This window comes from Mycolicibacterium parafortuitum, assembly GCF_002086815.1.
Taxonomy (GTDB): domain Bacteria; phylum Actinomycetota; class Actinomycetes; order Mycobacteriales; family Mycobacteriaceae; genus Mycobacterium; species Mycobacterium parafortuitum.
In genome coordinates this window covers 60,373-86,705 of sequence record NZ_MVID01000012.1, presented here as the reverse complement: position 1 = coordinate 86,705, position 26,333 = coordinate 60,373, and the positions used below count along the sequence as shown (strand labels likewise).

Genomic DNA, 26,333 nt, shown 5'->3' with positions numbered 1-26,333 from the left:
CTCAGTTTTGGCAGCGCGTAGTGAATGTACACCCGTCCCCGGCGGCCCGGGTTCAGTCGGTAGTCACATCTCCCGTGGCAGCATGGATGACAACCAGAGCGGGTTAGGGAGTCCGGTGACGCGGGTGCGTTGGCTACAGGCGATAACCGTGATCGGCGCGACAGCGCTGCTCATGGCGTCGAGCTGTTCCTGGCAACTCGGCACCCCGATTCCCGACGGTGTGCCGCCCCCGGCCGGCGACCCCGTCCCGCAGATCGACACCTACGCCAAGGGCAGGCCCGCCGACCAGCTGCACGAATGGGCGGCCGAGCGGGCGCCGGCACTCGGTATCCCGGTGACCGCGCTGGAGGCCTACGCGTACGCGGCGCGGGTCGCCGAGGTCGAGAACCCCAATTGCAAGCTGGCGTGGACGACGCTGGCCGGCATCGGGCAGGTGGAGAGCCATCACGGCACCTACCGCGGCGCGAAGATCGCCCGCAACGGCGAGGTCACCCCACCGATCCGCGGCGTGCTGCTCGACGGCACCGCGGGAAACCTGGAGATCCTGGACACCGATTCGGTCAGCCACGACCCGGCCGTCGAGAACAAGGGCGACGTACCGTTCGCGCGGGCGATGGGACCGATGCAGTTCATCCCGGAGACCTGGCGGCTGTACGGGGTCGACGCCAACAACGACGGCGAGATCAGCGTGGACAACATCGACGACGCCGCGTTGTCGGCCGCCGGGTATCTGTGCTGGCGCGGCAAGGACCTGTCGAAGCCGCGCGGCTGGATGGAGGCGCTGCGGGCGTACAACCTTTCCGACGCCTACGCCCGCAATGTGCGGGACTGGGCGACGGCGTATGCGAACGGACATCCGCTCTGAGGGCACCCGCCCGACGGGCACGTTCTAGGCTCAACAACGAAAAACGTCTGAGCCCAAGACCCAGGAGGCGACAAAGTGCCCATCATCGAGCAGGTCGGAGCCCGCGAGATCCTCGATTCCCGGGGAAACCCGACCGTCGAGGTCGAGGTGGGCCTGTTGGACGGGACCGTGGCCCGCGCGGCCGTCCCCTCGGGTGCCTCCACCGGGGAGCACGAGGCCGTCGAGCTGCGCGACGGCGGTTCGCGCTACGGCGGTAAGGGTGTCGAGAAGGCGGTCGAGGCGGTGCTCGACGAGATCGCGCCCGCGGTGATCGGGCTCGGCGCCGACGAGCAGCGCCTCGTCGACCAGGCGCTGGTCGACCTGGACGGCACCCCGGACAAGTCGCGGCTGGGCGCCAACGCGATCCTCGGCGTCTCGCTGGCGGTGGCCAAGGCCGCCGCGCAGTCGGCCGAGCTGCCGCTGTTCCGCTACATCGGCGGACCCAACGCGCACATCCTGCCGGTGCCGATGATGAACATCATCAACGGCGGCGCGCACGCCGACACCGGCGTCGACGTCCAGGAGTTCATGATCGCCCCGATCGGCGCGCCGTCGTTCAAGGAGGCGCTGCGCTGGGGCGCCGAGGTGTACCACTCGCTGAAGTCGGTGCTCAAGAAGCAGGGCCTGTCCACCGGTCTCGGCGACGAGGGCGGTTTCGCCCCGGATCTGCCCGGCACCCGGGCCGCGCTGGACCTGATCGCGACCGCGATCGAGGGCGCGGGGTTCAAGGTCGGCAGCGACGTGGCGCTGGCTCTCGACGTCGCCGCGACCGAGTTCTACACCGAGGGCACCGGCTACGCGTTCGAGAAGGAGACCCGCAACGCCGAGCAGATGGCGCAGTTCTACGAGCAGCTGCTCGGTGCCTACCCGCTGGTGTCGATCGAGGATCCGCTGTCCGAGGACGACTGGGACGGCTGGGTCACCTTGACGTCGGCGATCGGCGACAAGATCCAGCTGGTCGGCGACGACCTGTTCGTCACCAATCCGGAGCGCCTCGAGGACGGCATCGAGAAGGGCGCCGCCAACGCGCTGCTGGTGAAGGTGAACCAGATCGGCACGCTGACCGAGACGCTCGACGCGGTGTCGCTGGCGCACAACGCCGGCTACAAGACGATGATGAGCCACCGCAGCGGCGAGACCGAGGACACCACGATCGCCGATCTCGCTGTGGCCGTCGGCAGCGGCCAGATCAAGACCGGTGCGCCCGCGCGCAGTGAGCGGGTGGCGAAGTACAACCAGCTGTTGCGCATCGAGGAGGAGCTGGGCGACGCCGCGCGCTACGCCGGCGACCTCGCGTTCCCGCGCTTCAGTGTGGAGACGAAATAGCCCGTGCCCGAGGCGAAACGGCCCGATCCGAAACGCCGTGCCGGCGGGGACGCGCGAGCCAAGAAGGCTCCCGCGTCCCGGCCCGGTGCGGCCGGTCGGGCCAAGCCGCGGCCGGCGACGGCGGCGCGCCGTGAACCCCGCGGCGCCGAGACGCGGGCGCAGGCCGCCGCACCCGAGGACGTCGAGATCGTCGACGCCCCCGCCACGATCCGGGAATCGATCATCGCGTCGGCCGAGGCGGCCGCCGAGCAGCGGTTCGGTTCGGCGGCACGTCGCGCGGCGATCCTGGCCGCCGTCATCTGCGTGCTGACCCTGACGATCGCCGGGCCGGTGCGCACCTACTTCTCGCAGCGCACCGAGATGAAGCAACTGGAAGCCAGCGAAGCGCAACTGCGCGAACAGATCGCCGAGCTCGAAGAGCAGAAGGCCAAACTGGCCGACGAGACGTTCATCAAGTCGGAGGCGCGTCAGCGCCTCGGCTTCGTGATGCCCGGCGAGACGCCGTATCAGGTACAGCTGCCTCCCGGTGCGGCCCAACCGAACACCCCGCAGGAGGAAGCTCTGCAAGCCACCAGTAACGACCCCTGGTACACGGCGCTGTGGCACACCATCGCCGATGCGCCACACGGCATCTCGCCGACACCGCCGCCACCCGGTGCGCCCGGCGCGCCCGAGCCCGTCGCGCCTGTCGCGCCCCCGCCCGGTGGTTGAGCAGTCCGATCTCGACGCCGTCGCGCGGCAGCTGGGCCGTGAGCCGCGCGGTGTGCTGGAGATCGCCTACCGATGCCCCAACGGTGAGCCCGGCGTGGTGAAGACGGCGCCGAGACTTCCTGACGGAACACCGTTTCCGACGTTGTACTACCTGACCCACCCGGCGCTGACCGCCGCGGCGAGCCGGCTGGAGTCCTCGGGCTTGATGCGCGAGATGACCGAACGCCTCGCCCAGGACCCGGAATTGGCCGCGGCCTACCGCCGAGCGCATGAATCGTTTCTCGCCGAGCGCGACGCGATCGAGCCGTTGGGAACCACGTTCTCCGGCGGCGGGATGCCTGACCGGGTGAAGTGTCTGCACGTGGTGATCGCCCACTCGCTGGCCAAGGGGCCGGGGGTGAACCCGTTCGGCGACGAGGCGCTGGCCGTGCTGGCCGCCGAGCCGGAGATGGCCGGGATCCTGGACCGGAAGGTGTGGGCACAGTGACAAGCACGGGCAGAGTCGCCGCGGTCGACTGCGGAACGAACTCGATCCGCCTGCTGATCGCCGAGCAGGTGGCCGGCGGACTACGTGACGTGCACCGCGAGATGCGCATCGTGCGGCTCGGGCAGGGAGTCGACGCGACCGGCGAGTTCGCCCCGGATGCGTTGGCGCGCACCCGCGCCGCGCTGACCGGTTACGCCGAACTGATGCGCCGCCACGACGTCGGCGCGGTGCGGATGGTCGCGACCTCGGCGGCGCGCGACGTGTCCAACCGCGATGAGTTCTTCGCGATGACCTCCGACGTGCTGGGCACCGTGGTGCCGGGCGCGGTCGCCGAGGTGATCACCGGCGCCGAGGAGGCCGAGCTGTCGTTCCGCGGCGCGGTCGGTGAACTCGATGCCGCGGCGGCACCCTTCGTGGTCGTCGACCTCGGTGGCGGTTCGACCGAGGTGGTGGTCGGCTCCGGCGAGGTGTCCGCGGCGCTGTCGGTGAACATCGGCTGCGTGCGGCTCACCGAGCGCTGCCTGCGATCCGATCCGCCCACCGAGGCGGAGATCGCCGACGCGCGGGCGGTGGTGCGCGACGCGCTGGCCCAGGTGCTCGAGGTGGTGCCCGTCGAGCAGGCCCGCACGTGGGTGGGCGTCGCGGGAACGATGACGACGCTGGCGGCGCTGGCGCACGGTATGACCGTCTACGACTCCGACGCGATCCACCTGTCGCGGGTGCCGTTCGACGCGCTGCTACCGGTGTGTGCCGACCTGCTGGCGATGACGCGTCAGCAGCGTGCGGTGCTGGGCCCGATGCACGAGGGCCGCGTCGACGTGATCGGTGGCGGTGCGCTGATCGTGCAGGAGTTGGCCGCGATGCTCGGCGAGCGGGCGCATATCAGCGAACTGGTGGTCAGCGAGCACGACATCCTCGACGGGATCGCGCTGTCGATCGTCTGAGCGGTGTCAGTGGGTCGCGGCGCGCCGCAACCTCGGTCTGCGTTTGGTCGGGTCGTGCTGGCCGCCGAGCGTCAGGCCCAGCAGCACCATGACCGTCCCCAGGATGACGTGCAGCCAGTTGGCGGCGGTGTTGAGCGGGATGACATGGGCGCTGCTGCCGAACTCGACGAGCGCGCCGTAGAGCCACAGCGCCAGGTAGATCGCGCCGCCGGCGAGCAGGTAGTTCCGTGCGCCGGCGTAGCTGCGGGCGAACCAGAAGCCGGCCGCCCCGATCACCAGATGCACGATGTTGACCGTCGCGCAGACCGCGATGGTGCCGAACAGCAGGGCGCCGGAACGCCTTCCGGCCCAGCCGAGTTGGTCGAAATTCGCGGTGATCCCGGGGATGAAGCCGAGGATGCCCATCACGATCAGCGCCGCTGCGACGATCATCGCCGCGCCCTGCACCGCCATGATCTTGGGAGCCGGTGACATCGGGGCCTCCCTCCCGGGTACTTATTGACGAACGTGTGGGGGGGAGATACCCATCCTGGGCGGTGCGTAACACCGTCGCGGTCAGGAACGCAGGATCGGGCCCAATGCCTCGAGCACGGCCGGGTCCTCGATCGTCGACGGCACCGGTTCGTCGCGGCCGGCGGCGATGCCGCGCATGGTCTTGCGCAGGATCTTCCCGGACCGCGTCTTCGGCAGCGCGGGCACCACGTCGACGAGCTTGAACGCCGCGACCGCGCCGATCTCGTCGCGCACCAGCTTCACCAGTTCCTCGGTCAACCCCTCGGTGGACGCGCCGGACTTGACGACGACCAGGCCGCGCGGCGCCTGCCCCTTGATCTCGTCGGCGACGCCGATCACCGCGCACTCGGCCACCGCGGGATGGGTGGCCAGCACCTCCTCGATCGCGCCGGTGGACAACCGGTGGCCGGCGACGTTGATGACGTCGTCGATGCGGCCCATCACGTACAGGTAGCCGTCCTCGTCGAGGTGTCCGCCGTCGCCGGTGAGGTAGTAGCCCGGGTACTCGGTCAGATACGACACCCGGTAGCGGTCGTCGGCGTTCCACAGCGTCGGCAGGGTGCCGGGCGGCAGCGGGAGCTTGATCGCGATGGCCCCCTCCTTGCCGGCGGCGCAGTCGTGGCCCTGCTCGTCGAGGATGTGGACGTCGTAGCCGGGCATCGGCACGGTGGGGGAGCCGGCCTTGATCGGAAGTGCTTCGGTGCCCATCGGATTGGCCGCGATCGCCCAACCGGTCTCGGTCTGCCACCAGTGGTCGACGACCGGGATGCCGAGCTTGTCCGACGCCCAGTGGTAGGTGTCCGGGTCGAGTCGCTCACCGGCCAGGAACAGATACTTCAGCCCCGACAGGTCGTAGTCCCCGACGTAGGAGCCCTCCGGGTCCTCCTTGCGGATGGCGCGGATCGCCGTCGGCGCGGTGAACAGCGCCTTGACCCCGTGCTCGGCGGCCACCCGCCAGAACGCGCCCGGGTCGGGCGTGCCGACGGGTTTGCCCTCGTAGAGCACGGTGGTCGCGCCGAGCAGCAGCGGCGCGTACACGATGTAGGAGTGCCCGACGACCCAGCCGACGTCGGACGCCGCCCAGAACACGTCGCCGGGGGCGATGTCGTAGAGGTGGCGCATGCTCCACAGCAGCGCGACGGCGTGACCGCCGTTGTCGCGGACGATGCCCTTGGGCTTGCCGGTGGTGCCGGAGGTGTAGAGCACGTACAGCGGGTCGGTCGCGGCGACGGGCACCGGGTCGACGGGGTCGGCGCCCGCGATGACGTCGGCCCAGTCCAGGTCGCGTCCGTCGATCAGCTCGCAGCGCAGCCGATCACGTTGCACCACAACGCAATGCGTCGGCGGATGCGCGGTCATCGCGATCGCGGCGTCGAGCATCGGCTTGTACTCGACGGTGCGCGACGGTTCGATGCCGCACGACGCGGACACGATCACCTTCGGCTGGACGTCGTCGATGCGCACGGCGAGTTCGTGCGGGGCGAATCCGCCGAACACCACCGAGTGGATCGCGCCGAGGCGCGCGCACGCGAGCATCGCGATCACGGCCTCGGGGATCATCGGCATGTAGATCACCACGCGGTCGCCCTTGCCGACACCGAGGCCGCGCAGCGCGCCGGCGAACCGGGCGGTCTGGTCGCGTAGCTCGGCGTAGGTGTAGGTGCGCTTGGTGTCGGTGACCGCGGAGTCGTAGATCAGCGCGGGCTGATCGCCGCGCCCGCCGTCGGCGTGCCGGTCCAGCGCGTTCGCGCAGGTGTTGAGCTCCGCCCCGGGAAACCAGCGGTAGAACGGCGGGTTGCTGTCGTCGAGCACGCGGTCGGGCTTGCGGATCCACGTCACGGCGTCGGCCGCCTGACCCCAGAAGGAGGCGGGATCGGTGATGCTGGCATCGAAGAGGTCGCGGTACCCAGGCATAGGAGCACCGTAGACCCTTGGGTCTAGTCTCTGGACCATGACCATCCAACCCCCGCAAATCGCCGGGGCGCGCCGGCACCGGCTGACCGTCCGAGGGGTCGATTTCCACGTCACCGAGGCCGGTCCGCAGGACGGCAGGCCGGTGTTGGCGCTGCACGGTTGGCCGCAGCACCACTGGGCCTACCGGGATCTGCTGGCCGACCCGCCCCCCGGGCTGCGGATCATCGCCCCCGATCTGCCCGGCTACGGATGGTCGGGACCGGCCCCGCATCGGTGGGCCAAGGAGGACGTGGTCACCGATCTGGTGGCGCTGGTCGACGCGCTGGGCCTGGACCGTTTTCTGCTGGTCGGGCACGACTGGGGCGGCTACATCGGGCATCTGCTGACGCTGCGGATCCCGGACCGCATCGACGCCTATCTGGCGCTGAACATCGCGCACCCGTGGGTGCCGCCGAAGGTGATGGCGCCGCACCTGTGGCGGTTCCTGCTGTATCAGCCGGTGGTCGCGTCGGCGGGTGTGCCGCTGCAGCGACGCACCCGGTATCTGGAGAAGGTGGTGTTCCGGGTCGCGGCTCCGACGCTCGACCCGCAGACCGTGCGGGTCTACTCGGAGCGGTTCCGCGATCCCGTGGTGGCCCGCACCGCCCGCGACACCTACCGGACGTTTTTGACCCGGGAGTTCCCGTCGGCGGCGCGTACCGGCGAGCGGCGCCGCTCGACCGTGCCGACCCGGGCGTTATTCGGCCGGGCCGACACCGCCATCCACCCCGACCTCGCCGCGGCGGAGACCGCCCGCGCCGACGACTACACGCTTGAGGTCGTCGACGGCGGCCACTTCATCCTCGACGAGCAGCCGGAGCTGGTGCGGGCCAAGCTGATCGCGGTGGCCAAGGAGTTTTCGCCGAACTGAGGTTCCCGGTTGTGATCGCGCCGCAAATCACAGCCGGGAATCCCAGTTCGGCGGCGGCGTGGGGGTGCTACGGCTGGAAGCGGTAGCCCATACCCGCCTCGGTCAGCAGGTGCACGGGGTGCGACGGGTCGTCTTCGAGCTTGCGGCGCAGCTGCGCCAGGTACACGCGCAGGTAGTGGGTTTCCTTCGCGTAACCGGGCCCCCACACCTCTTTGAGCAGTTCCTCGCGGCCGACGAGCTTGCCGCGGTTGCGGACCAGCATCTCGAGCATGCCCCATTCGGTCGGTGTCAGATGCACCTCGACGCCGTTCTTGGTGACCCGCTTGGCGGCCAGGTCGACGGTGAACGACGATGTCTCGACCACCGGTTCGTCGGTGTCGGCCGCGGTGGCCCCGCGCCGGACCGCTGCCCGCAGCCGGGCCAGGAACTCGTCCATCCCAAAGGGTTTGGTGACGTAGTCGTCGGCGCCGGCGTCGAGGGCCTCGACCTTGTCCGCGGAGTCGCTGCGTGCCGAGAGCACGATCACCGGCGCCGTGAGCCAGCCGCGCAGGCCTTCGAGCACCTCGATACCGGGCATGTCCGGCAGGCCCAGGTCGAGCACGACCACGTCGGGTTTGCGCTCGGCGGCCGCCCGCAATCCGTCGTATCCGGTGGCCGCGGTGGACACCTGGTAGCCGCGCACGGACAGGTTGATCCGCAGCGCGCGCAGGATCTGGGGCTCGTCGTCGATGACGAGCACGCGGGTCTTCGGTGGGGCGGTCACGGGGCCGCCAGATCGATCTCGACGGTCAGCCCGCCGCCGGGGGTGTCCGTGGCGGCGATGGTGCCGCCCATCGCCTCGACGAACCCCCGCGACACCGACAGGCCAAGGCCGACACCGCTTCTGGTGTCGTGGTCGCCCAGCCGCTGAAACGGGGCGAACAACGCCGTTTCGGCCCCTTGCGCGATGCCCGGCCCCTCGTCGGCCACGGCGATCAGGACGCGCTCGCCGATCCGGCCCGCCGTCACCCGCACCGGCCCGTCGGCCGCGTAGCGCAGCGCATTGTCGAGGATGTTGGCCAGCACCCGCTCCAGCAGGCCGCTGTCGGCCAGCACCACCGCGCCGTCGACTTCGATCTTCACCCGGTCGCGCCCTGCGCGGTTGATGCCCAGCAGGGCCCGCGCCACCGCCTCCTCCAGATAGACCGGCCCCAGTTCGGGCCTGACCACGCCGGCGGCCAGCCGGGACGAGTCGAGCAGGTTGCCGACCAGCCCGGTCAGCTGATCGACCGACTCCTCGACGGTGGCGAGCAGTTCGGCCGTGTCGTCGGCAGAGAACCTGACGTCCTCGCTGCGCAGGCTCGAGACGGCGGCCTTGGCGGCGGCCAGCGGGGTGCGCAGGTCATGGCTGACCGCCGACAGCAGGGACCGGCGCAGTTCGTCGGCCTGGGCGAGCACTTCGGCCTTCCCGGCGGCCGCGGCGAGCTCCCGTTGACGGACCAGCCCGGCGGCCTGATTGGCCACCGCGGCCAGCACCCGGCGGTCGCGGGCGGGCAGCGTGCGGCCGGCCAGCACCATCCAGAACTCCTCGGAGTCGTTGTCGGATCCGGCTTCGATCGCGGTGTCGGCGTCCTCGACCGAGACGCACGGGTCGGTGCCCGCGGATCCGAGCACCTCGCCGCCGTGCGCCGGGCCGCGGACGAGGCTCACCGACCGTTGCGAGTAGGCCTCGCGGACCCGCTCCAGCAGCGTGTCGAGGTCGGCGCCCTGCAGCACCGACCCCGCGAACAGCGCCAGCAGCTCGGCTTCCGCTGCGGCCCGGCGTGATTCACGAGCGCGGTTGGCCACCCTGTCGACCAGGGCGGCGACGGCGACCGCCACGGCCAGCAGCACCACGATGGTCACGGCGCTGTCGGGATCGTCGATGGTCAACGTGTGCAGCGGTTCGACGAGAAAGAAGTTGAGCAGCACCCCGGACAGCACCGCCGAAAGTGCCGCCGGCGCAACGCCGCCCAGCAGCGAGACGACCAGCACGCCGATGAAGAAGATCGCGCTCTCGCCGCCGATGCCCAGGAACGGCTGCAGGAACAGCACCGCGGTGGCGCAGATCGCCGAGGGCACGACGACGGCCGCCAGCCAAGCCGCGGCGTGGCGTTGCCGCGGAGATACCCGCGCCCACAGCGAGGTTCCGCCGGCCTGCGGGTGGGTCACCATGTGGACGTCGATCGTGCCCGAGTTCTGCACCACGGTCGCGCCGATGCCCTCGTCGAAGATGCGGGCCCAGCGGGACCGCCGCGACGTCCCGATCACCAACTGGGTCGCGTTCATCTGGCGGGCGAAGTCCAGCAGCGCGGACGGCACGTCGTCTCCGACGACGGTGTGCAGCGTGGCGCCGATGCTGGTGGCGAGTTCGCGCACGCGGTCGATCTGGTGGGGTGCGGCGCCGAACAGTCCGTCGCCGCGCACCACGTGGACGACCATCAGCTCGGCGCTGGATTTCGTCGCGATCCGGGATGCCCTGCGCACCAGGGTCTCCGACTCGGGTCCGCCGGTGATCGCGACGACCACCCGCTCGCGGGCCTCCCAGGTGGTGGTGATCTTGTTGTCGGCGCGGTACTTCTCCAGCGCGGCGTCGACCTGGTCGGCCAGCCACAGCAGGGCCAGCTCCCGCAGCGCCGTGAGGTTGCCGCGCCGGAAGTAGTTCGACAGTGCGGCGTCCACCCGCTCGGGCGCGTACACGTTGCCGTGAGCGAGTCTGCGCCGCAACGCTTCCGGAGTGATGTCGACGAGCTCGATCTGGTCGGCGGCGCGCACCACCTCGTCGGGCACCTTCTCTTGCTGCTCGATGCCGGTGATCTGGGTGACCACGTCGTTGAGGCTTTCGAGGTGCTGGACGTTGACGGTGGTGACCACCGTGATGCCGGCGTCGAGCAGTTCCTCGATGTCCTGCCAGCGCTTGGGGTTTCTGCTGCCCGGGGTGTTGGTGTGGGCGAGCTCGTCGACGAGCACCACCTGCGGGCGCCGCCGCAGCACCGCGTCGACGTCGAGCTCGGCGAAGCTGTGCCCGCGGTACTCGACCATGCGCGGGGGCACGGTCTCGATACCGTCGAGCAGCTGCGCGGTCTTCGCGCGGCCGTGGGTCTCCACCACCGCGGCGACCAGGTCGGTGCCGCGCTCGATCCGCCGGTGCGCCTCGCCGAGCATCGCGTACGTCTTGCCCACGCCGGGAGCCGCACCCAGGTAGATGCGGAGCTCTCCGCGCTTGGGCCGCTGCGGGGCGGGCGAACTCACCTGCCCATCATCCACCCTGACGATCCAAAGCGAGGTTGAGCTGCAACACATTCACCCGGGGCTCACCGAGGAATCCCAGGGTGCGGCCCTCGGTGTGCTGGGCCACCAGGGCGCGGACCTGCCCGGGGTCGATCCCGCGCGCGGCGGCGACGCGGTCGACCTGCAGATCGGCGTAGGCCGGCGAGATGTCGGGATCGAGTCCGCTACCGCTGGCGGTCACCGCATCGGCGGGCACGGCCGGATCGGCCGGCGCCGCGCCGCGGATCGGCACGAGCTGCCCGGCGCTGTAGTCACGCCCCGGATCCGCGCAGTCCACCTGCACGCCGAGATAGCTGTCCAGGAACGGTTCCGGGGTGGTGTCGCACGGTTCGTTCACGCTGACGACCTCGGTGGGCGTGGTGACGTCGCCCGAGCCGTCGCGTGGGCCGATCACCGACAGCACCGCACCGACTCCGCCGCCCGTGCAGTACGGACGGCTGCCGTCGACGCCGTCGAGTTCGCCCACCGCGGCGCTGCGGGTACAGACCAGGGTCAGCAGGCTGGGTGTGTCCGGCCGGTCGACGATGCTCTCCGGCCCCAGGTTGCTTGCGCTGGTCGACATCGGGTCGTAGCCGTCACCGGCGGCCGAGGGGCGGCCCTGGAAGTATCGCGGTAGGGGGTTGCCGTCGACGTCGGTGTAGAGCTGGCCGATCCGGCTGCTGCCCACCGGTGTTCCATCGACCTCGACGATGGAGCCGTCGGCGTTGCCGGACAGCGGCGGGGCCTGGGCGATCAGCCAGATCAGCGCCGGGTAGCCCAGCCCGAGCACGACGGTGAACAGCAGCAGGGCGCGCAGTGCCGCCCAGTGGCCGCGGATGAGGTTGGAGAACACCATGTCACATTCCTGGGAAGAGTTGGATGACGAGGTCGATGGCCTTGATGCCGAGGAATGGCGCGACGATGCCGCCGAGACCGAAGACATAGAGGTTGCGGCTCAACAGTTTCGACGCGCTGCTCGGTGTGTAGCGGACACCGCGCAGTGCCAGCGGGATCAGCGCGACGATGACGACGGCGTTGAAGATCACCGCGGACAGGATCGCCGACTGCGGGCTGTGCAACCGCATCACGTTGAGCAGTTCCAGCCCGGGGAACAGGCCGACGAACAGCGCCGGGATGATCGCGAAGTACTTCGCGATGTCGTTGGCGATGGAGAACGTCGTCAGCGCGCCGCGGGTGATCAGCAACTGCTTGCCGATCTCGACGATCTCGATGAGCTTGGTCGGGTCGGAGTCGAGATCGACCATGTTGCCGGCCTCCTTGGCCGCCGAGGTGCCGGTGTTCATCGCGACACCGACATCGGCCTGGGCCAGCGCGGGGGCGTCGTTGGTGCCGTCGCCGGTCATCGCGACCAGACGGCCGCCGGCCTGCTCCTTCTTGATCAGCGCCATCTTGTCCTCGGGCGTGGCCTCGGCGAGGAAGTCGTCGACGCCGGCCTCGTCGGCGATCGCCTTGGCGGTCAACGGGTTGTCGCCGGTGATCATCACCGTGCGGATGCCCATGCGGCGCATCTCGGCGAAACGTTCCCGCATACCCTGCTTGACGACGTCCTTGAGATGGATGACCCCCAGCACCGTCGCGCGACCGTCGCGCACCTCACCGACCGCCAGCGGGGTGCCGCCGGCGGCGGCGATACCGTCGGCGATGTCGCCGAGTTCGCTTGGGACCGTGCCACCTTTGGCACGTACCCAGTCGGCGACCGCGCCGGTGGCACCCTTGCGCAGGCGCCGTCCGTCGACGTCGACACCCGACATCCTGGTGTTGGCGCTGAACTCGATCCAGGTCGCATGGTCGAGCTCGCCCGGGGTCCGGCCGCGAAACCCGAACTCCTGCTTGGCGAAGACGACGACCGAACGGCCCTCCGGGGTTTCGTCGGCGAGGCTGGACAGCTGGGCGGCGTCGGCGAGGGTTTCCGGCGGCACACCGGCCAACGGCACGAATGCCGCTGCCTGACGGTTGCCGAGGGTGATGGTGCCCGTCTTGTCGAGTAGCAGGGTGTTGACGTCGCCGGCCGCTTCGACGGCACGCCCGGACATGGCCAGCACGTTGCGCTGCACGAGGCGGTCCATGCCGGCGATGCCGATGGCGCTCAGCAGCGCGCCGATGGTGGTCGGGATCAGGCAGACCAGCAGGGAGACCATCACGATCCCGGAGACGCCGTTCGCGTTGAGCGCCAGGCTGTCCGGCACGCCGGGATTGTTGCTCACCGAGTAGATCGCCAGCGGTTGCAGGGTGGCGACCGCGAACAAGAACACGATCGTCAGCGACGCCAGCAGGATGTTCAGCGCGATCTCGTTGGGGGTCTTCTGCCGGTTGGCGCCTTCGACGAGCGCGATCATCCGGTCGATGAAGCTCTCACCGGGTTTCTGGGTGATCTTGACGACGATGCGGTCCGACAGCACCGTGGTGCCGCCGGTGACCGCGGACCGGTCGCCGCCGGATTCGCGGATGACGGGCGCGGATTCGCCGGTGATCGCCGACTCGTCGACGGAGGCGATGCCCCCGATGACGTCGCCGTCGCCGGGGATCGTCTGCCCGGCCTCGACCACGACGATGTCGCCCTGCTGCAGCAGTGGCGCGGCGATCTGTTCCTCCCCGCCGGACGGGGTGAGCCTGCGCGCCATCGTGTCGGTCTTGGCCTTGCGCAGCGAGTCGGCCTGGGCCTTGCCGCGTCCCTCGGCGACCGCTTCGGCGAGATTGGCGAACACGACGGTCAGCCACAGCCACACCACGATCAGCCACGCGAACCACGACGGGTCCGCCGCGGCCAGCACGGTGCTCCACGCCGCGCCGATCTCGACGATGAACATCACCGGGTTGCGCCACAGCGTGCGCGGGTTGAGTTTGGCGAACGCGTCGGGCAGCGACTTCCACAGCATGGCGGGCTCGAGCAGGCCGCCGCGCACGGTGGTGGAACCTGCTGCGGCCGTGTGCTTTCGGTGGGCGTGTTCGACGGTGGTGACGGTCATGAATGGAGTCCTTCGGCGAGGGGTCCGAGTGCGAGCATGGGCAGGAAGGTCAGGGCGACCAGGATCAGCGTGACGCCGGCGACCATGCCGACGAACTGCGGCCGGTGCGTCGGCAGCGTGCCGACCGATTCCGGGGTCTTGCCCTGCCGGGCCAGCGCACCGGCCAGGGCGAGGGCGAAGATGATCGGCAGGAACCGGCCGAACAGCATCGCCAGCCCGAGAGCGGTGTTGTACCAGGTGGTGTTGACGGTGAGGCCGGCAAACGCCGACCCGTTGTTGTTGGCGGCCGAGGTGAACGCGTAGAGCACCTCGGAGAGTCCGTGTGGTCCGGTGTTGAGCATGCCGGCCCGCTGCTCGGGCAGCGCCATCGCCGCGGCGGTCCCGGTCAGCACGATCAGCGGGGTGACCAGGAAATACGTTGCGGCGAGCTTGATCTCGCGCGGGGTGATCTTCTTGCCCAGGTATTCCGGGGTGCGTCCGACCATCAGGCCCGCGACGAACACGGTGATGATCGCCAGGATCAGCATGCCGTAGAGGCCCGAACCCACCCCGCCGGGGGCGACCTCGCCGAGCATCATGTTGAACATCGTCATCATGCCGCCGAGGCTGGTGTAGGAGTCGTGGAACGAGTCCACCGCACCGGTCGAGGTCAGCGTGGTGGCCGCGGCAAACACTGCCGAATTGGCAACGCCGAAGCGCTGTTCCACGCCCTCCATGGATGCGCCGACCGCGGTCGGGACGGTCCCGTGGTGCTGGAGCTGAAACGCCATCGTCAGGCTGACGCTGAGCAGCGCGATGATGCTCATGACGGCAACGATCGCCACACCCTGTTTGGGCGACCCGACCATTCGGCCGAAGGTGCGGGGCAGCGAGAACGCGATGACGCTGAGCAGGAAGATCTCCACCCAGTTGGTCCACGCGGTCGGGTTCTCGAACGGATGGGCCGAGTTGACGTTGAAGAAGCCGCCGCCGTTGGTGCCCAGTTCCTTGATGACTTCCTGGCTGGCCACGGGGCCGCCGGGGATGGTCTGTGCACCTCCGGCCAGCGTGGTGACCACCTGGTCGTGGAGGTGGAAGTTCTGGATCACGCCGCCGGTGACGAGGATGACGGCGCCGACGATCGCGAGGGGCAGCAGGATCCGGAAGCTGCCGCGGATCAGGTCGACCCAGAAGTTGCCGAGCTCGGCACGGGTGTGGCGGGCGAGGCCGCGCACGAACGCGACGGCGACTGCCATACCGACGGCGGCGGAGACGAAGTTCTGCACCGTCAGCCCCGCCATCTGCACGAGATGGCCCTGCGTGGACTCCCCGGAGTAGGCCTGCCAGTTCGTGTTGGTCACGAAGCTCACGGCGGTGTTCCAGGCCAGCGCCGGGGTCATCTCGGTGCCGGGGTCCGGCAACGCCAGCGGCAGCTTGCCTTGCACGAGTTGCAGGACGAACAGGAACAGCAGGCTGACCGCGGAGAACGCGAGCACGCTGCGGGCGTAGGCGCCCCAGGTCTGCTCGGCCTTCGGGTCGGCGCCGATCAGCCTGTACATTCCGCGCTCGACGCGCGAGTGCCCCGACGCGGTGTAGACGCGGTACATGTAATCGCCGAGCGGCACGTGCACCGCCGCCAGCGCGACGACGAGCGAGAGCACGAACAGTGTCCCCGCGACGTCGGCGCTCACTAGAACCTCTCCGGGAAGAACAGCGCCGCGAACAGGAACACGGCGATCAGGGCCGCCAGCGCGAGCCCGATCAGGTTCGGCGTCACAGGTTTTCCACCCACTTCTGGATGAGGCCGAACACGGCGAAGATCGCCGCGGTCAGCACGAGATAAATGACGGTCGTCACGTGGATCAGCTCTCCTGCGCTCATTGACACACCCACCGGTGGTGGCGGGATGCGCAGGCCAACGTATGACCGGAAACAGGTGGGTGAGCTGGGCGTTGACGGTTTCTTGACGGGTGCCGGCACAGTTTTTACGGACCCCATGCGGCCGTCAGCGCGGCGTCAAAGTCTGGTAGGCGGCCGTCAAGGATCTGTATGGATCGACCCGTGTTGCCAGGGCGTGCGCGTACACCGAATTCATGACGACTTTGGACGTTCCCCTGGCCCCTCGCCGGCTGGCGGCCTCGGTGCACGCGGTGCGCCGGATCCTGCCGATGGCGGGCTGCGCCATTCCGGCTGTGGCACTGCGCGATCCGATGGTGGCGGCGTGGGTGCGCGCGCACGGGCTTGCGGTGACCGCGTGCGGCGGCGAGGAACTGGAACTGGTGCGCGCGGCGGGGGTGCGTCCGTTGCACGTCGTGCTGCGGTGCTGCCCGGTGTCGGAGACGATCCGCCGGGCGGCCGGTCTGGGTGTGGTGCGCTTCGTGGTGTCCAGCGACCGCCACGTCGACGCGCTGACCGCCTGCCCGCAGCCGTCGAAGTACGTCTACCTCGACGAAGCGGGACCGGCTGTGGCGGGTGAGCGACGCCTCGACATCGTCGGAATGCACTGCGACGTCGCCGATCCGGACGATCCGGGACAGTGGGGGGTGGCCGCCGAGCGGCTGCTGGGCCGGATGGCGCAGATGCGGTCGTGGGGTGCGGAGCTGACCCGGATCAGTCTGGCGGGTGGGCCGGCGAGTGCGTGGTTGACCGGTGACACGAAGGGGCTCGGCGCGATCGCGTCCGCGGTCGACGATGCGCTCGACGACGGCTGCGCGCGATGGCGGCTGCCGCGACCGGCGGTGGTGCTGGCCCCGCTCGGCCGGTGACGCCGACGGTCAGTCCTCGACGACGCCTGCTGCCTGCGCGCTGGTGACCATCTGGCCCCACGCGTGCTGGGCCGCGACGAACACGATCAGCGCGGTCACCAGCGCGATGGCCGAGACGGTCCAGTAGGCCCACGCGGCGACGTGCGCCGGCGAGGACATCAGCATCATCGCCATGCTCGCGGCGAACGCCAGCACGGCGGTCAGCCACGTTCGCTGCGTCTCACGCGCAGTCTCACGCGCAACGGCATCGCGGACCTGCGGGAACTCGACTGTGTGAGTCATGCCCTTACGGTGAGCCGGGGTGCTGAAGACCGGCTCACCGTTTGCTGTGTGAATCCTTTGAAGTTCGGGTGGGAATCCTAAGCGGGCGGCAGTTCGTTGGTCATCGCCTGGTATCCGTGCGCGCTCGCGCGTTGTAGCCCGGCGCGCACCAGCCCCATGATGAGGCCCTGGATCGCCGCGGCGAGGATGACGGTCTTGGTCGACTGCGTCAGGTCCTTCGGGTCCGGCGGCTCGGCGTCGTTGTCGCCGATGCGTTTCCAGATCTGCCCGAAGATCGCACCAGCGAGCAGACCTCCGCCCACACCGGTGGCCACCGACAGCGGCGTGTACAGCGATCTGGCGATTTTGCTCATGGTCACTCCCTGGTCTTTCTCACTGTGCGCGTCGGGAGATGCCTACCCGTGTCGCGCGTGGCCAAACGCCCGACGGGGTGGAGGCGCCGGTGGGAGGATCGGTCGATGGGTCCTGGTCAACCGCCCCGCCGCCACGAGACCGAGACCGAACGCCTCGACCGCAACTGGGCCAGCCTGCTGCAGGAACTGCGGGTCGTGCAGACCGGGGTGCAATTGCTCACCGGCTTCCTGTTGACCCTGCCGTTCCAGCAGCGTTTCGACATCCTCGACGACGGCATGCAGGTGGTGTATCTGGTGACCGTGTGCGCCGCGGTCGGGTCCACCGTGCTGCTGATCGCCCCGGTGGCGATGCACCGGTTGCTGTTCCGCAGGCACCGGCTGGCGGTGCTGGTGGCGGCCGCGCACCGGTGCGCGTACGCCGGGCTGCTGCTGCTTGCGGTGGCGCTGACCGGGATGACGGTGATCATCTTCGACGCGGTCGCGGGGCTGTGGGCGGCGGTGGTCGCCGGTGGGTGCGCGCTGGTGCTGTTCGTGATGTTCTGGTGGCTGCTGCCGATCTCGATGCGGACCGGGCCTCAGCAGGCACCCGCACCGTAGTTTCGCCGGGGGGCGGCCGGGTACGCCGGACGCCGTGACCCACGAGGAAACCCCCGCAGCCCCCGACGTGACCCCTGACGGCGTCATCCCGTACCCCGGTGAGACCGACCAGATGTCCGACCGTCCGCGTGACGAGATGCGCGACTATCAGGGCACCGGCCTGCTGGCCGGGAAGAAGGCGCTCATCACCGGCGGGGACTCTGGTATCGGCAGAGCCGTGGCCGTCGCGTTCGCGAAGGAGGGCGCCGACGTCTCCATTGCGTACCTGGAGGAGAAAACCGATGCCGCACATACGCTGTCGCTGATCGAGGGCGCCGGCCGGCGCGGCATCGAATTCGCCGGTGATCTCGCCGACCCCGAACACTGCCGCCGCGTCGTCGACGAGACCGCCCAGCAGCTCGGCGGGCTCGACATCGTCGTCAACAACGTCGCGTTCCAGTCGCCGGCCTCCGACTTCACCGAGATCTCGGACGCGCAGTGGCGGCGCACCTTCGCGGTGAACATCGACAGCTTCTTCCACGTCACGAAGGCCGCGCTGCATCACCTGCCCGACGGTGCCGCGATCATCAACACCGGGTCCATCAACGGTCTGCGCGGCAACAAGACCCTGATCGACTACTCGGCGACCAAGGGCGCGGTCATCGCGCTGACGTACTCGCTGGCGCAGTCACTGGCCGAGCGTGGGATCCGGGTCAATTGCGTCGCTCCCGGGCCGGTGTGGACCCCGCTGATTCCGGCGACGATGGATGCGGAGAAGGTCGAGTCGTTCGGCGAGCAGGTGCCGATGGGGCGCGCGGCGCAGCCCGACGAGATCGCACCGTCCTACGTGTTCTTCGCGGCGTCGCGGATGTCGTCGTACTACAGCGGTGAGGTGCTGGCCCCGATCGGCGGCGAAACGCTGCCGGGCTGAGCGTGCCTCACCCTCGGTGGTAGGTCAGGAACAGGTAGCCGTCGGCGCCGACGAGCACCCGTCCCAACCGCAGTGCGGTCGGGGCCGCGATGGCCGAGGGTGCGCCGGTGCCCACCGGTTGGCTGCCGGCCAGTTTCGGGGCGAGGGTCACGCAGAGTTCGTCGACGAGGTCGTGCGCGACGAGTTCGTCGAGCAGCGCCGGCCCGCCTTCGCACAGGATCCGCTGCAGCCCCTGTTCGCGGAGCTGGTGGATCGCACCGCCGACATCGACGGTGTCGGTGCCGGAAACGATGACCTGGCAACCGGTTTCCCGCGCTGTGCTGGTGTTCGCGGCACCGGTGATCAGGATCGGTGGGGTCGGCCCGCCGAACATGCTCTCGGGCAGCCGGCCGGACCGCGACACGACCGCCAGCGGCGGCGGGTCGTCACCGAGGCCGAGTTCGCGACGGTGCGCGCGGTGTTCGGGACCCAGCCGCACCGGGCCGTAGCCTTCGGCGCGTGCGGTTCCGGCGCCGACGAGAACCACGTCCGAGTAGGCGCGTAGCGCCAACAGCAGGGCGTAGTCGGCCGGACACGACAGCGGTCCTGCCCGCCCGGCGAACGCCGCGGCGCCGTCGGCACTGAAGATCATGTTGACCCGCACCCCGGCGGGTGCCGGCCGGTAGCCGTGGTCCTCCACGGCGGCGCCGGCGGGCAGTGCCCGCACGTCGGTCATGCGTCGTGGCCCGGCTCGATGTCGCGGACGTCGGAGAACGTGATCAGGTCACCGAGTTCGTCGGGCGCGCTGCCGTCGACGGGCTCCAGCAGATGGGCGACGTGGTCGCCGACGTCGAACCGGCGGACCACCCGTCCGGCGAACCACGCCGCCGCATCGTCGAGGACGGGCAGGCCGTGCGGTCCTTCATGCCAGGCGCATTCGGCGAATTTGTCCGTCGTGTCACCGGTGGTGCCGCCGAACAATCTGGCCACGTTCAGCGCGTCGTGCGGCAGGACCTGCACGGCGAGGTACTCGGCGTCCTGGGCCACGGTGAAGGTGTGGTTGTTGCGGGACAGGCCGACCAGGAAACGGGGCGGGTTGATGCTCGTCTGCGAGGTGAATCCGACGAGGCAGCCCGACCTGCGGTCGCCGACGGCGGTGGTCACGACGAACATCGGATAGTCGAGCAGAGACACCAGGCCTTCGAATGCGGCACTGCCGCCGTGCTGTTCGCCCACTGCGACCTCCTTCGACTCGACCGCCTTCAACCAAGTCCGCATTGCCGTTTCTGATCTTGACCAAACGGGCGCGACGTTTGGCGGGCTTGTCACAGGGTAGTGACGGGCCCATGAAGGCTGTGACATGGCATGGGCGCCGGGACGTGCGCGTAGACACCGTTCCGGACCCGAAGATCGAAGAGCCCACCGACGCGATCATCGAGGTCACGTCCACCAACATCTGCGGTTCGGACCTGCACCTGTACGAGGTCCTCGGCGCGTTCATGAACGAGGGCGACGTCCTCGGCCACGAGCCGATGGGGATCGTGCGTGAGGTGGGTTCCGAGGTGACGAACCTGTCGGTCGGCGACCGGGTGGTGATCCCGTTCCAGATCTCGTGTGGCCACTGTTTCATGTGCGACCAAAAGCTCTACACCCAGTGCGAGACGACCCAGGTGCGCGAGCAGGGGATGGGTGCGGCGCTGTTCGGCTACTCGGAGCTGTACGGTTCGGTGCCCGGCGGGCAGGCCGAGTACCTGCGTGTGCCGCAGGCCCAGTTCACCCACATCAAAGTCCCTGAGGGCCCGCCGGATTCGCGGTTCGTGTACCTGTCCGACGTGCTGCCCACGGCGTGGCAGTCGGTGGTCTACGCCGACATCCCGAAGGGCGGCACCGTCACCGTCCTCGGACTGGGCCCGATCGGGGACATGGCGGCCAGGATCGCCCAATTTCTCGGGTATCAGGTGTTCGCCGTCGATCTGGTGCCCGAGCGGCTCGACCGCGCGGTCGCGCGCGGGATCCACACCATCGACGCCTCCAAAGTCGACGGCTCGGTCGGCGACGAGGTGCGCCGGCTGACCGGCGGCCGCGGCAGCGACGCCGTGATCGACGCGGTCGGGATGGAGGCCCACGGATCGCCGGTGGCGCACGCCGTTCAGGGGGTGACGGCGTTCCTGCCCGACGCGATCGCCAAGCCGATGATGCAGAAGGCCGGCATCGACCGGCTCGGCGCGCTGTACTCGGCGATCGACTGTGTGCGGCGCGGCGGAACCCTGTCGCTGATCGGCGTCTACGGCGGGATGGCCGACCCGATCCCGATGCTGACGTTGTTCGACAAGCAGATTCAGCTGCGGATGGGGCAGGCGAACGTCAAGCGGTGGGTCGACGACATCATGCCGCTGCTGACCGACTCGGACCCGCTCGGGGTGGACACATTCGCCACCCATGTGGTGCCGCTGGACGAGGCGCCGCACGCCTACGACATCTTCCAGAAGAAGCAGGACGGTGCGGTGAAGGTGATCCTGAAGCCGTAAGGGTCGATGGGCCTGACGCGGCGCCGGCTTCATGGAGGAGGTGACCCGGATGCCGATCCGGCGGGTCGCGCGGGGCTGATTCTGTTTGGTTGCCGGAGCACCGGGAAACCTCCTCGTACCGCATACGGCAGGAGGTTGATTTTTCTATGCCAAACGCATCGATCAAGAACGAGAAAATGTACGAGGAGCTGCGCGATCAGGGCAACTCCAAGGAGAAGGCCGCGCGCATCTCGAATGCTGCAGCCGGGCAGGGCAAGTCCGCGGTGGGCCGCCGCGGCGGCAAGTCCGGGTCTTATGACGACTGGACGGTCAGCGACCTGAAGCAGCGTGCCAAACAGCTCGGGATGTCGGGGTACTCGCACCTGACCAAGGACAAGTTGATCGACAAGCTCCGCAACCACTGAGTTGCGGCGTGCTGGGCTGTCAGTCGTCGCTGCGGGCCTCCGCGCCCGACTCGCCGGCATCGAAGTCGTCGTCAGAGCTGGAACGGCCGACGTAGGGACCGTCGGACGGATCGTCGTTGCCCTTCGAGGCCCGTGATCCGGCGACCTTGGTGTCTTCTTCGGTATCGGCTTCGGCCTTCTCGTCACGGGGATTGCTCATGGCCTGACAGATGCCCTCGCCACGAATTCTCAAACGGTTCTCGCACATGACGGGCGTATGACGTGACGGCCCTCCCAGTTTGGGTGCGGGGGGCCCGGGTATTTCGGCCCCATGGCTCAAGATCCGGAATCGCTGCGCGCGGTTGGGCTCGTCTGCAGCCTGAAGCCGAGCCCGGCGGAGTCCAGCAGCGAGTTGATGGCTGAACACGTCTTCGAGCAGCTGCGTGCGCAAGGCGTCGAATGCGAGGCGGTGCGCTGCGCCGACTACGACATCGCACCCGGTGTCGAGGCGGACATGGGATCCGGTGACCAGTGGCCACAGATCCGCGAAAAGGTGCTCGCCGCAGACATTCTGGTGCTCAGTTCACCCATCTGGCTCGGGCATCCCGCGTCGGTCACGCAGCGGGTCCTGGAGCGCCTCGACGCCGAGTTGTCCAACACCGACGATGAGGGTCGGCCGGTGATGGTCGGCAAGGTCGCGTTGGTGAGCGTCGTCGGCAACGAGGACGGCGCGCACAAGGTGGTCGCGGACCTGTTCCAGGCGCTCAACGACGTCGGGTACAGCATCCCCGCACAAGGCTGCACGTACTGGAACGGCCCCGCGATGGAAAGCGGCGACTACAAGGACCTCGACCACGTTCCCGAACAGGTCGCGTCGGCGACCGCGGCCGCAGCCCGCAACGCCGCGCATCTCGCGCGGCTGCTCAAGCGGTCGCAATACCAGCCCTATCAGTGATGACGAACCGTCAGCGAAAGGAGCATCATGCCTGACACGTCCCAAGACCCGGTCGACCACGCCCGGACCACCCGCCAGCATGCCGGCGAGACGATGAAGGCCGGGGTCAACGCCCCGGGTCTGATCGCCGTGGGCCTCGGTGTCCTGAGCCTCGTGCTCGGATTGTTCGCATTCGCCAACGGCACCGCTGCGGCGGGGATCGTCGGCGTCGTGCTAGCGGTGTTGCTCATCGGTGGTGGGCTGTTCTGGCTCAACCGCGCGCACCACAAGGTGCAGGAGAAGCAGGTGGACTGGCACCGGGAGAATCCCGACGCCACCTACGAACCACCGACCAGCTAGCCCGGCACACAGACCGATCGGTAAGGAAGGGCCCCGCCCACGGCGGGGCCCTTCCGCTGTGTCTGATCGGCGCCGAGGCGATGGGCACGCCGGTGGCGTTCCGCAACGTCGTCGGGGCCAGGTCGCAAGTTGAAGACGGCCGTCACCTGCTGGGCGGGAACGCCAGGCGCGGAGTGGCCGGTGCTCCGGCAAAGTGCTTACAGCAGCGCGGGCAGTTCCAGTTTTTAGCAAACGCAAGCAGTTGGGTGGTTTGAGCTGCTGAACAGCGGAAAGTATCGATCACTGCTTGCCACGGCTATGAAGAATCTGTACCTCGTGGCGGGCCTGTCGATATAGACTCGCGACATGGCCGAGCCCTGGTACCAGGCACCCGAGACCCGCCGTGAAAATTCCATGGACCTGCGACGCAGGATCCAGGTCATCGGCGTTCTGGTGCTGATGGCGCTGACGTTGGTGTTGGTTGTCTACACCTTGATGACCACGCCGTAGCGCTGGCGGGTTGATCGCCGGTTGGCGTTCTCGAAAGTGTTCGCGCGCAAGGGTGATGCTTAGGTGGATCGCGACCCGCGGACGGTGCCCACAGCACGGCTTGGACCGAGGGCGTGCAGAGGTATTCCGAGCAGGCCGTAACGGGGACGACGCGCCTCCGGTACGCCAGGTTTCGCCGTCAGGCTGAGGCACGCTAGATTCCTGCCCGGGTGTTCTGGCCCCCATAGCCCAATTGGCAGAGGCAGCGGACTTAAAATCCGGAAAGTCTGGGTTCGAATCCCAGTGGGGGCACTCTATATCGCCTGTTGAGAGGCGGTATCGAACGCCTAGCGGGGCTAACTAGCGGCCGTCATCGCGGCGTGAACGCGGCGTGTGGCGGGAGCGCGGCGACGGCTCCGCATTCGTAGCTAACACGCCCACCTGAGCCCTTTAGAGCTGCGTAGGCGTGTTGCCGTGCCGATTTCGCTCGAAGGGGCGGGCGAAGATTCCGCACACGTCAGCCGCCGAATGAGGGGCTGAGGCTGAACGGTTAGGTTCGTCGGCCCCCGGTTGTAAAGTTCGCCGAGAAGACGCGAGAGGGGGAGGGCTAAGTGGCTTCTGAGGGTGGGGACGTTAATCGGCTGGTCGAATACGTCGGTTCGACGGTAACGACGTTCTACGAAGCGCCTGAAGGTTGGCCGGGGAATGTCGAGTTGTCGTTGATCGATGCGGTGCTCTCGATCCGGGCGACGTATGGCACCTCTGCGGACACCGGGGTTCGCGGGGCCATCAAGCGGTACAAGGCCGAATCGGGCCGAACAAGCTGGGACGACTTCGGTGAACTCGCAAAGGCCGATACCGCTTGGCTGCAGCAGGTGCTGATGAAGCAGAAGACGGGCGGCGTGCCGAAGGCCGAAGCAATAGTCAACGCCGCGAGGAGGTTCGCGGACATCGGCGTCATATCTCACGCTGATATCGACCGAAACTCCGCCGAGCAGCGCCGAGCTTATTGCGGCACGAAGGGCCTCGGCCCCGTCACCTGGGACTACTTCCTCATGTTGGCTGGCAACGATGGAGTTAAAGCGGACACGCTTGTCACCCGGTTCGTCGCGGAGGCCGTCGGTCGCACACCGGATGCCAAGACGGTCTCTCAACTCGTAACCGAGGCTGCTGGTCGCCTCGATATGAAGGCGTCGGCGCTTGACCATTCAATCTGGCGTCACATGAGTAGGCCGCGTCGTGACTAGGAGTCCGACCGGGGCGGGGTCTGAGGCCACCCGCCCCGGTCGGGGGTCTAGCGTGCAATCTGGACGCCGGGGTAACCGCGTACCTCTCCGCGTGGCCGCCGCTGCTGGCGGGGGATGGCTGAGCTTTCGACAAGCTCGACGGGCGGTGCCTTTGGCCGGTACGCGCCGCCTTCGGATGGCGGCCGGCCATTGATGTGTGGCGGCACGAGGCCAGAACCCCACCCGAACTCGGTTTCGGTCTCGGCCTGGGACTTGTCCCGAGCGAGGCGATTCGGGTCGGCTGGTCGACGTAGCGGTGGCGAGGGTGGCGGTACCTCGCGCCATCGTTCGGGTGCGGTCATGACTACGTCGCGATCGTCGGCGCGGTGTAGGACGCCGACGCCGTGATTTGGCAGACCGCCGCTGCGCCCCGGTGTCGGACGCCGACGCCGAAGCTCCGCACAAAGAAACTATCCTGGATCGGGTACGGCCCGTTGCCTGCGATGTGACGCAATCCGGCATAACTCGGATTGACGTGCTCGCGGAAGCCGACTGAGTTGGACTCACTGCCGGGGCCGCCGCTGGCAACAACGGCTACGTAGCCCTTGGGGACGTACATGCTTTGCAAAAGCAAAGCGCCACCGTAACTTCCGTGAACCACAAGGCCGTTGTATTCGGCAGCTGGGACCGGTCCGTGAATTGTCTCATCGCTAATCCAGGCTGGCATCGCAGCGCTCGGGATGAAATCGAATTTTGGCAAAGGACCCCCAGTCCGGTACTCAACCCCAGCGCGCCAAGCGGTCAGAGTCGCGGCGTCGACATCGTCGGGGTGGGCGAGGATCAGCATCTGCGAACCGACGCGGCCGTAACCGTGTTCGGTGACGTGGCGCAGCAGGTCTTCGACATCTTGGCTGTCGATCACGCTCGACTGGCTGGTGAGCAGATGTGTGTGCGAACTCGTGAACGTCTTACCCAGATAGGGTGGTGGCGTCATGCCGTCGCCGTTCCACAAGCCGTAGCAGTTGTGTCCGAACTCGTTCTGAAAAACTGTGGGAGAGAACAGTCTCCGCAGAACAGTTCCGTTGATTAGCTTGTTGTCAGCCTCGAGGACACGGACCACCTGCGCAGTAATCTGTTCGGCAGTGGCTTCACGGAGAAAGCGCCAGGTCGCGCGGAGGCTGATGTCAAAGTCCTTGAATTGGTATCCCAGTTTGAGCACATCGCTTGGTGGGCGAATAGCTCGCGGAACACCGAATTCCGTTGCCTCCTCGAATGAGTCACTGGATGAGCTCTGCGGTACCGCATCGGCCACCTGCACCGTGCGGTAGCTCAGCAGGCTCGCGATCGTTGTGCGTTCCTCGTTGTACAGCGCGAGCGCGTCCGCGACCTCCTGCCAGACGGAGTTGAGGTCGACACCGTCCGCCGTCTGATTCACGAGCGCCGATCCGCGATCTGAAATACCCTTAGCCACTTGAATTCACCTACCTGCTAGATCGAAAGTCGTTACGAGGTAGCGACGGTAGGCCAGATTCAAGCGGCGAGTACGGAGGCTATCGGACCGCGATACATGAGCGACGGACTTGAA

Annotated in this window: 29 protein-coding genes and 1 tRNA gene; 16 read left to right on the top strand and 14 right to left on the bottom strand. The window is 68.4% G+C overall.

Annotation, left to right across the window (positions count from 1 at the left end; translation table 11 throughout):
* Positions 1–115 precede the first annotated feature (115 nt).
* The 5 genes from BST38_RS14975 (at position 116) to BST38_RS14955 (ending at position 4,372) form a co-directional block, all read left to right on the top strand.
* Positions 116–865: a lytic transglycosylase domain-containing protein gene (locus tag BST38_RS14975; RefSeq protein ID WP_083144116.1), complete on the top strand. Its 750-nt coding sequence runs from the start codon at positions 116–118 to the stop codon at positions 863–865.
* 75 nt (positions 866–940) lie between these two features.
* The gene (gene eno / locus BST38_RS14970) at positions 941–2,230 is read left to right on the top strand and encodes a phosphopyruvate hydratase (RefSeq protein ID WP_083144115.1); all 1,290 of its coding nucleotides are present in this window, start codon (positions 941–943) and stop codon (positions 2,228–2,230) included.
* A gap of 3 nt (positions 2,231–2,233) precedes the next feature.
* Complete coding sequence (locus tag BST38_RS14965; RefSeq protein ID WP_083144114.1) at positions 2,234–2,941, top strand: FtsB family cell division protein; 708 nt, start codon at positions 2,234–2,236, stop codon at positions 2,939–2,941.
* Positions 2,934–3,428 carry a DUF501 domain-containing protein gene (locus tag BST38_RS14960; protein ID WP_083144174.1) on the top strand — a complete coding sequence of 165 codons (495 nt, stop codon included), beginning with the start codon at positions 2,934–2,936 and terminating at the stop codon, positions 3,426–3,428. The genes BST38_RS14965 and BST38_RS14960 overlap by 8 nt, the downstream gene beginning before the upstream one ends.
* Entirely contained in the window at positions 3,425–4,372 is a 948-nt protein-coding gene (locus tag BST38_RS14955; RefSeq protein WP_083144113.1) for a Ppx/GppA phosphatase family protein, read from the top strand. Before BST38_RS14960 ends, BST38_RS14955 begins: the two co-directional genes overlap by 4 nt.
* 6 nt (positions 4,373–4,378) lie before the next feature.
* On the opposite strand, the gene BST38_RS14950 is transcribed toward BST38_RS14955, so the two are convergent.
* Both BST38_RS14950 and BST38_RS14945 read right to left on the bottom strand, forming a co-directional pair.
* On the bottom strand, positions 4,379–4,846 hold the full coding sequence (locus BST38_RS14950) for a DUF4383 domain-containing protein (protein ID WP_083144112.1): 468 nt from the start codon (positions 4,844–4,846) through the stop codon (positions 4,379–4,381).
* A gap of 81 nt (positions 4,847–4,927) precedes the next feature.
* A complete protein-coding gene (locus BST38_RS14945) occupies positions 4,928–6,799 on the bottom strand; it encodes a propionyl-CoA synthetase (protein ID WP_083144111.1) in 1,872 nt (623 codons plus the stop codon).
* Between the two features lie 37 nt (positions 6,800–6,836).
* Between BST38_RS14945 and BST38_RS14940 the strand changes: the two genes are divergently transcribed.
* Positions 6,837–7,709, top strand: a complete 873-nt coding sequence (locus BST38_RS14940) for an alpha/beta fold hydrolase (RefSeq protein WP_083144110.1) — start codon at positions 6,837–6,839, stop codon at positions 7,707–7,709.
* A 67-nt stretch (positions 7,710–7,776) separates the two neighbouring features.
* Here BST38_RS14940 and BST38_RS14935 read toward each other — a convergent pair whose 3' ends face one another.
* From BST38_RS14935 to BST38_RS29660, 6 genes are read right to left on the bottom strand one after another with little or no spacing between them, the layout of a single operon-like run.
* Positions 7,777–8,472 carry a response regulator gene (locus BST38_RS14935; RefSeq protein WP_083144109.1) on the bottom strand — a complete coding sequence of 232 codons (696 nt, stop codon included), beginning with the start codon at positions 8,470–8,472 and terminating at the stop codon, positions 7,777–7,779.
* Complete coding sequence (locus tag BST38_RS14930) at positions 8,469–11,030, bottom strand: DUF4118 domain-containing protein (protein ID WP_083144108.1); 2,562 nt, start codon at positions 11,028–11,030, stop codon at positions 8,469–8,471. The genes BST38_RS14935 and BST38_RS14930 overlap by 4 nt, the downstream gene beginning before the upstream one ends.
* Positions 10,987–11,853, bottom strand: coding sequence for a potassium-transporting ATPase subunit C (locus tag BST38_RS14925; protein WP_083144107.1), 867 nt, complete (start codon positions 11,851–11,853; stop codon positions 10,987–10,989). Before BST38_RS14925 ends, BST38_RS14930 begins: the two co-directional genes overlap by 44 nt.
* Before the next feature lies 1 nt (position 11,854).
* On the bottom strand, positions 11,855–13,984 hold the full coding sequence (kdpB, locus tag BST38_RS14920) for a potassium-transporting ATPase subunit KdpB (RefSeq protein ID WP_083144106.1): 2,130 nt from the start codon (positions 13,982–13,984) through the stop codon (positions 11,855–11,857).
* Positions 13,981–15,654 (bottom strand): potassium-transporting ATPase subunit KdpA, encoded by a 1,674-nt coding sequence (gene kdpA, locus BST38_RS14915; RefSeq protein ID WP_083144105.1) that lies wholly within the window; start codon positions 15,652–15,654, stop codon positions 13,981–13,983. The genes kdpB and kdpA overlap by 4 nt, the downstream gene beginning before the upstream one ends.
* On the bottom strand, positions 15,654–15,755 hold the full coding sequence (locus tag BST38_RS29660) for a potassium-transporting ATPase subunit F (protein ID WP_110781761.1): 102 nt from the start codon (positions 15,753–15,755) through the stop codon (positions 15,654–15,656). The genes kdpA and BST38_RS29660 overlap by 1 nt, the downstream gene beginning before the upstream one ends.
* Before the next feature lie 301 nt (positions 15,756–16,056).
* On the opposite strand from BST38_RS29660, the gene BST38_RS14905 reads away from it, so the two are divergent.
* The gene (locus BST38_RS14905; RefSeq protein ID WP_083144103.1) at positions 16,057–16,728 is read left to right on the top strand and encodes a type III PLP-dependent enzyme domain-containing protein; all 672 of its coding nucleotides are present in this window, start codon (positions 16,057–16,059) and stop codon (positions 16,726–16,728) included.
* A gap of 9 nt (positions 16,729–16,737) precedes the next feature.
* On the opposite strand, the gene BST38_RS14900 is transcribed toward BST38_RS14905, so the two are convergent.
* A complete protein-coding gene (locus BST38_RS14900; RefSeq protein WP_083144102.1) occupies positions 16,738–17,010 on the bottom strand; it encodes a hypothetical protein in 273 nt (90 codons plus the stop codon).
* 77 nt (positions 17,011–17,087) lie between these two features.
* Entirely contained in the window at positions 17,088–17,363 is a 276-nt protein-coding gene (locus tag BST38_RS14895) for a DUF4235 domain-containing protein (RefSeq protein ID WP_083144173.1), read from the bottom strand.
* A gap of 105 nt (positions 17,364–17,468) precedes the next feature.
* Between BST38_RS14895 and BST38_RS14890 the strand changes: the two genes are divergently transcribed.
* Both BST38_RS14890 and BST38_RS14885 read left to right on the top strand, forming a co-directional pair.
* On the top strand, positions 17,469–17,960 hold the full coding sequence (locus BST38_RS14890; protein WP_083144101.1) for a DUF6328 family protein: 492 nt from the start codon (positions 17,469–17,471) through the stop codon (positions 17,958–17,960).
* A gap of 112 nt (positions 17,961–18,072) precedes the next feature.
* Positions 18,073–18,870, top strand: a complete 798-nt coding sequence (locus BST38_RS14885) for an SDR family oxidoreductase (RefSeq protein WP_083144172.1) — start codon at positions 18,073–18,075, stop codon at positions 18,868–18,870.
* Positions 18,871–18,877: 7 nt separating this feature from the next.
* Here BST38_RS14885 and BST38_RS14880 read toward each other — a convergent pair whose 3' ends face one another.
* Entirely contained in the window at positions 18,878–19,585 is a 708-nt protein-coding gene (locus BST38_RS14880; protein WP_083144100.1) for a pyrimidine reductase family protein, read from the bottom strand.
* Positions 19,582–20,022, bottom strand: coding sequence for a flavin reductase family protein (locus BST38_RS14875; RefSeq protein WP_237160809.1), 441 nt, complete (start codon positions 20,020–20,022; stop codon positions 19,582–19,584). Before BST38_RS14875 ends, BST38_RS14880 begins: the two co-directional genes overlap by 4 nt.
* A gap of 173 nt (positions 20,023–20,195) precedes the next feature.
* On the opposite strand from BST38_RS14875, the gene BST38_RS14870 reads away from it, so the two are divergent.
* Together BST38_RS14870 and BST38_RS14865 are read left to right on the top strand one after the other, a co-directional pair.
* Positions 20,196–21,377, top strand: a complete 1,182-nt coding sequence (locus BST38_RS14870) for a zinc-dependent alcohol dehydrogenase (RefSeq protein WP_083144099.1) — start codon at positions 20,196–20,198, stop codon at positions 21,375–21,377.
* 146 nt (positions 21,378–21,523) lie between these two features.
* On the top strand, positions 21,524–21,781 hold the full coding sequence (locus BST38_RS14865; RefSeq protein WP_083144098.1) for a DUF7218 family protein: 258 nt from the start codon (positions 21,524–21,526) through the stop codon (positions 21,779–21,781).
* Between the two features lie 19 nt (positions 21,782–21,800).
* On the opposite strand, the gene BST38_RS14860 is transcribed toward BST38_RS14865, so the two are convergent.
* Complete coding sequence (locus BST38_RS14860; protein ID WP_083144097.1) at positions 21,801–21,980, bottom strand: hypothetical protein; 180 nt, start codon at positions 21,978–21,980, stop codon at positions 21,801–21,803.
* Between the two features lie 111 nt (positions 21,981–22,091).
* Between BST38_RS14860 and BST38_RS14855 the strand changes: the two genes are divergently transcribed.
* From BST38_RS14855 to BST38_RS14840, 5 genes are all read left to right on the top strand, one after another.
* The gene (locus BST38_RS14855; RefSeq protein ID WP_083144096.1) at positions 22,092–22,715 is read left to right on the top strand and encodes a flavodoxin family protein; all 624 of its coding nucleotides are present in this window, start codon (positions 22,092–22,094) and stop codon (positions 22,713–22,715) included.
* 27 nt (positions 22,716–22,742) lie between these two features.
* Positions 22,743–23,054, top strand: a complete 312-nt coding sequence (locus BST38_RS14850; RefSeq protein WP_083144095.1) for an EGFR-like transmembrane domain-containing protein — start codon at positions 22,743–22,745, stop codon at positions 23,052–23,054.
* Positions 23,055–23,399: 345 nt separating this feature from the next.
* Complete coding sequence (locus tag BST38_RS29365; protein WP_165761595.1) at positions 23,400–23,543, top strand: hypothetical protein; 144 nt, start codon at positions 23,400–23,402, stop codon at positions 23,541–23,543.
* Positions 23,544–23,760: 217 nt separating this feature from the next.
* Positions 23,761–23,834: transfer RNA gene (locus BST38_RS14845), tRNA-Leu, on the top strand.
* A gap of 299 nt (positions 23,835–24,133) precedes the next feature.
* The gene (locus BST38_RS14840) at positions 24,134–24,769 is read left to right on the top strand and encodes a DUF8548 family protein (RefSeq protein WP_133057240.1); all 636 of its coding nucleotides are present in this window, start codon (positions 24,134–24,136) and stop codon (positions 24,767–24,769) included.
* A gap of 343 nt (positions 24,770–25,112) precedes the next feature.
* On the opposite strand, the gene BST38_RS14835 is transcribed toward BST38_RS14840, so the two are convergent.
* Entirely contained in the window at positions 25,113–26,219 is a 1,107-nt protein-coding gene (locus tag BST38_RS14835) for a hypothetical protein (protein ID WP_083144093.1), read from the bottom strand.
* Positions 26,220–26,333 lie beyond the last annotated feature (114 nt).